The organism is Methylobacterium sp. WL19 (assembly GCF_008040005.1).
Classification (GTDB): Bacteria; Pseudomonadota; Alphaproteobacteria; order Rhizobiales; family Beijerinckiaceae; genus Methylobacterium; species Methylobacterium bullatum.
This window is the reverse complement of sequence record NZ_VRVC01000216.1, coordinates 1-4431: the sequence shown is the minus strand read 5'-3', so window position 1 is coordinate 4431 and position 4431 is coordinate 1. Positions and strand designations below refer to the sequence as shown.

2 protein-coding genes and 3 pseudogenes are annotated in these 4431 nt (G+C 66.8%); 3 read left to right on the top strand and 2 right to left on the bottom strand.

The annotated features are described in order from the left end of the window. From FV220_RS24165 to FV220_RS24155, 3 genes and pseudogenes are all read left to right on the top strand, one after another. A pseudogene (locus FV220_RS24165) lies at nucleotides 1–227 on the top strand (hypothetical protein); the annotation flags it as partial. Between the two features lie 353 nt (nucleotides 228–580). Then, a complete protein-coding gene (locus FV220_RS24160; RefSeq protein WP_147833491.1) occupies nucleotides 581–1948 on the top strand; it encodes a hypothetical protein in 1368 nt (455 codons plus the stop codon). A gap of 146 nt (nucleotides 1949–2094) precedes the next feature. Then, a complete protein-coding gene (locus FV220_RS24155; protein WP_147833490.1) occupies nucleotides 2095–2892 on the top strand; it encodes an ABC transporter permease in 798 nt (265 codons plus the stop codon). A 17-nt stretch (nucleotides 2893–2909) separates the two neighbouring features. On the opposite strand, the pseudogene FV220_RS24150 reads toward FV220_RS24155, so the two are convergent. Together FV220_RS24150 and FV220_RS24145 are read right to left on the bottom strand one after the other, a co-directional pair. Beyond that, nucleotides 2910–4331 (bottom strand): annotated as a pseudogene (locus FV220_RS24150) (GNAT family N-acetyltransferase); the annotation flags it as partial. A 5-nt stretch (nucleotides 4332–4336) separates the two neighbouring features. Beyond that, nucleotides 4337–4431 (bottom strand): annotated as a pseudogene (locus tag FV220_RS24145) (adenosylhomocysteinase); the annotation flags it as partial.

The window sequence follows — 4431 nt, the reverse complement described above, 5'->3', positions numbered from 1 at the left end:
TCGCTGTCGCCTCGGCCCCGTTGCCGGCAGGCTCCGGCTGCGGTCCGAGCATCGCCCGCACACAGGCCGTGGTGGACAGCGATGTGGCGACCGGCAACCTCAACGCGCCGGTGGGCGCACGGTTCTCCTCCGACCTCGCGCGCGCCGCGGAAGCCTGCGCCGCCGGCCGCGAGCGTGAGGCGATCGGCCTGCTCGCCGCCGCCAAGTCACGCTACGGCTATCCGTAGGCTCGGGCATTCGTTCGGGATCGCCGCCCCTCACGAGGCAGGTGACCCGACCCGGCCCCACGGCGCGGGGGGCGCCGAAGCACTCGCCCCCCCCTCGCGAAAGTGTGACCCTGCCTCGCGGCGAATGAGGCCGGGTCGTGCGACGGTAAAGAACGCAGGCGAGATCCGGTTTATCTCACGAATCCTCTCGGAGGATTGCAGCCATGCCCCCGCCTTCTCGGCGATCATTGGCGAGGCTTCGGTCGGCGACTGGAAAGCCACACCCGCCACATCCTCGCTGCGTTGCCATAAAAGGGCCGGGAAATCTCCTAGTGTCGGGGGCGACAAAATTTCGGTGACAGGCCCCGCGACGCATGAGCTCAGCGCCCAACAACATCACGCGCCTGCCGACCGCCAGGGCCACCGCACTCGAGTCCAAGGAGGCGGTGACCAAGGAAGAGCGGGCCCGGTCCAGCGAACTGGCGGTGAACGACGACCGCGAGATGGTTCCCCGGCGGGACGACGACGCGAGGCGGGAGCTGGCGCTCGATTCAGGGGAAGACGAGACGTTTTCCCTCGTCCCCCTGCCGCAGCCCGACCATAACTGGAGCCGCACGCTGCTCAGCTTCGGCATCGTCGTGATCCTGCCGCTGTGCCTGCTCGGCCTGTACTTCCTGTTCCTCGCCACGCCGCAATACTTCGCCGAATTCCGGTTCTCCGTGACCGAAGTGACCCCGTCCGCCGGTCCCCTCGGCGGAGGGGGTAGCGGGGGCACGACCGCGGCGGCGGTCGCCAGCGCCATGGGTGGCCACAGCGCGGCAGCCGGCGGCGGCACCGCGCAGAACTTCGTCGTGATCGACTATCTCAAGAGCCGTCAGGTGGTCGACGAGCTGTCTCAAAGCGTCAATGTCCGAGAGATCTACAGCCGTCCCGAGATCGATTGGCCGAACCGGTTCGACAGGAGCCGGTCGACGGAGCACCTGGTGCGATACTGGAACAAGATGGTCTGGGCGAATTTCGACCCGCTCACCGGGCTCGCCTCCGTGGAGATCAAGGCGTTCCGGCCCGACGATGCCCTGACCATCGCCAACCAGCTGGTCACCTTGTCGGAAAACCTCGTCAACAAGATCGCCAAACGCGCCGAGGAGGATGCCGTCAAGTTCGCCGAGCAGGAGGTCGTCCGGGCCAAAGCCGGCCTCGACAAGGCCCGCGCCGCCATGGCCGAGTTCCGTGAGAAGGAAGGCGTGATCGATCCGATACCCAGCGTCGTCTCGGGCAACACCCAGCTCATCGGCACCCTGCGCGGATCGGTGTCGCAGCTGGAGGCCGATTACGACACGATCCGGAGGCAGAATCTCAGCGAGTCGGCACCATCGGTCGTGGCACTGAAGTCCCGCGTCCAGGCCGCACGCGAGCAGCTGGCTTCCGTCGAGCGCGAGGTTTCGGGCAGCCGCTCCGGCCGCAACGTCCTGGCCGGCGTCGTCGCCCGGTTCGAGGCCCTCGACATGGACCGGCAATACGCGCAGGCGATCCTGCTCACCTCGCTGCAATCCCTCGACCGCGCTCGGGCCAGCGCGGCGGCCCAGCATCTCTATCTCACCCCCTACGTTCGCCCGGCCCTGCCCGAAAGCGCGGGCGGCCCGCGCGTCTTCCTGTCGATGGTGCTCGGAGCCTTCATCCTGGCGGCGATCTGGTTCATCGGCCTGCTTGCCGTGCGCTCGATCGTGAACAGCCGCGCCTGATCCCAGGCCGGCCGTCGGTCGTCATGACCGTCGGCGCGGCCTCGGCCAGAATTCCGGCCTCGTGACGAGGCAACGCCCGGCACGAGGTGCCGGTCCCGCAACCCGCCACTCCGCGTCACCCGGCATCCTTGGATCGCGACTGAACGATGGCACATTCCTCGATCGTCCTTCCGGTCGCCCCCTCCAAGCAGAGGGCACGGCCATGGCTGACGATCATGACGGCATTGATCGTCCGTGATTTTTGGGTCCGCTTCCGCAAGTATCACCCGGCTCTGGGCGTCATCCTCTTCATCGAGCCCGTCATCCTCGTTGCGATGATTGCGGGATTGCGAATCTATCTCTTCGGAAAGGAGCCTTCTTTCGGACCCTCGGTTCTTCTGTTCATGGGGACCGGCGTCTTCCCCTTCTACATCTTCCGACGTTGCGCACGCGGTGTTCGCGCGCCGAAGTCGCGAGCCAAGGAGTATTACTTCGTCAAGCCGTTCGATTTCCTGCTATCGAGATTCTTTATCTATCAGATCCAAAACTTCATGCTGATGGTCCTGTTTTTCTCGGCACTTTATGTCTACGGAATACGAGAGGCCATGCCCTGGGCTCCCGAAAACTGCCTCCTGAGCCTGACCGCAGTCGGCTTCCTGGCTTTTGGAATGGCGCTCGTCAATTCGACCATCCAATCGTATTTTCCGGGCTGGGGCACAATCTATGGCTTCCTGAGCCGTCCGATGATGATGTTCAGCGGCGCGTTCAAGACCGTCGATCTGACCCCGGAGCCCTTGCGGACGATCTATTCCTGGAACCCGCTCTCGCATGTGATCGAGCTATTTCGGCTGGGATTTTACCCGAACTACCCGCATGCCAGCTTCGATGCCATCTATCTCACCAAATGGTGCGTCGGCATAATCTTCGTCGGAATCCTGTTCTACAACAATAAAGCCAAAGACTGAATCGGACCCGTCTCCGCCTACGGCTCACCGAGCATCAGCCCGACCTTCATCACCGTGCCGTCCTCCTTGTCCGGATGGACCGCGAAGCCGAGGCTGCGGCACACGGCCAGCATGGGACGGTTCTCCCGGAGGACCGTGCCCTCGATGCGCTGGAGCCCCTCCGCCCTCGCCCAGTCGATCATCAGCTGCATCAGGGCGAAGCCGAGGCCGGTGCCCTTGCGGTCGCTGCGGATGAGGATGGCGTATTCGCCGCTCTCGTGGTTGGCATCCGCATGGAGGCGAACCGCGCCGAGCATCGACGCCGTCTGCGCGTCGATGGCGACGAAGGCGATGGCGCGGGCGTAATCGAGCTGCGTCAGCCGGGCCAGGAAGGCGTGGTTGAAATCGCGGACCGGCATGAAGAAGCGCAGGCGCAGATCCTCGGCGCTGACCTGCTCGAAGAAGCTCTTGAACAGCCCCTCGTCCTCCGGCCGCACCGGGCGCACGGTGACCTTCTCGCGCTTCAGGACGAGGTTGCGCTCCCATTCCACCGGATAGGGGCGGATGGCGAAGCGCGGATTGCGGGTGCCGCCGCGCCGCTCCGGGGCCGGGCCGACCAGCACGCGGGCGTCCAGGGCCAGCACGCCGTTGGCATCGGCGAGCAGGGGATTGATGTCGAGCTCGCGCACCTCCGGCAGGTCGGCGGAGAGCTGGGCGAGCTTGACGAGGACGAGGCCGAGCGCCCTCCGGTCCACCGCCGGGACGTCACGATAGGCCGCCAGCCGCCGCGCCACGCGGGTGCGGTCGATGAGTTCGCTGGCGAGCCGGAGGTCGAGGGGAGGCAGGCTCAGCGCCCGGTCGTCGATGACCTCCACGGCAACGCCGCCCCGGCCGAACACCACCACGGGACCGAAGACGGGATCCTCGGCGAGCCCGGCGATGAGCTCGCGGCGCTTGCCCTTGCGCACCATGGGTTGGACCGCGAACCCCATGATCCGCGCATCCGGCCGCTGGCGCCGGGCACGGGTGAGGATGTCGGCGGCGGCGGCGCGCACATCGGCCTCGCTGGTGAGGTCCAGGCGCACCCCGCCGACATCGGATTTGTGGACGATGTCCGGTGAGACCACCTTCAGCGCCACCGCGCCGCCCTCGGCGATGATGGGCCAGGCCGCCGCCGCGGCGGCATCGATGTCGGGGGCGAGCGTCAGCGGCACGCTGTCGATGCGGTAGGCGGCCAGGAGGCTCGCCACGGCATGGGGATCGAGCCAGGTCTCCCCCGCCTCAATGGCGGCCACCACGATGGCGCGGGCGGCCTCCACGTCGGGGGAGAATTCGCGCGGCAGGGAATCCGGCGTGCGCATCAGGTCGTCCTGCGCCTCGCGGTAGCGGACGAGGTGCATGAAGCCTTCCACGGCGTCGGCGTCCGTGGCGAAGCGCGGGATGCCGGCGGCGGCGAGGGCGGCGACGGACCGTATTCCTCGCGGGTGGCCATCAGGCCCGGCATCTCGGTCTCGGCGATCGAAATTTCCTTGCGGCCGTAATCGGCCAGACCGATGTCCT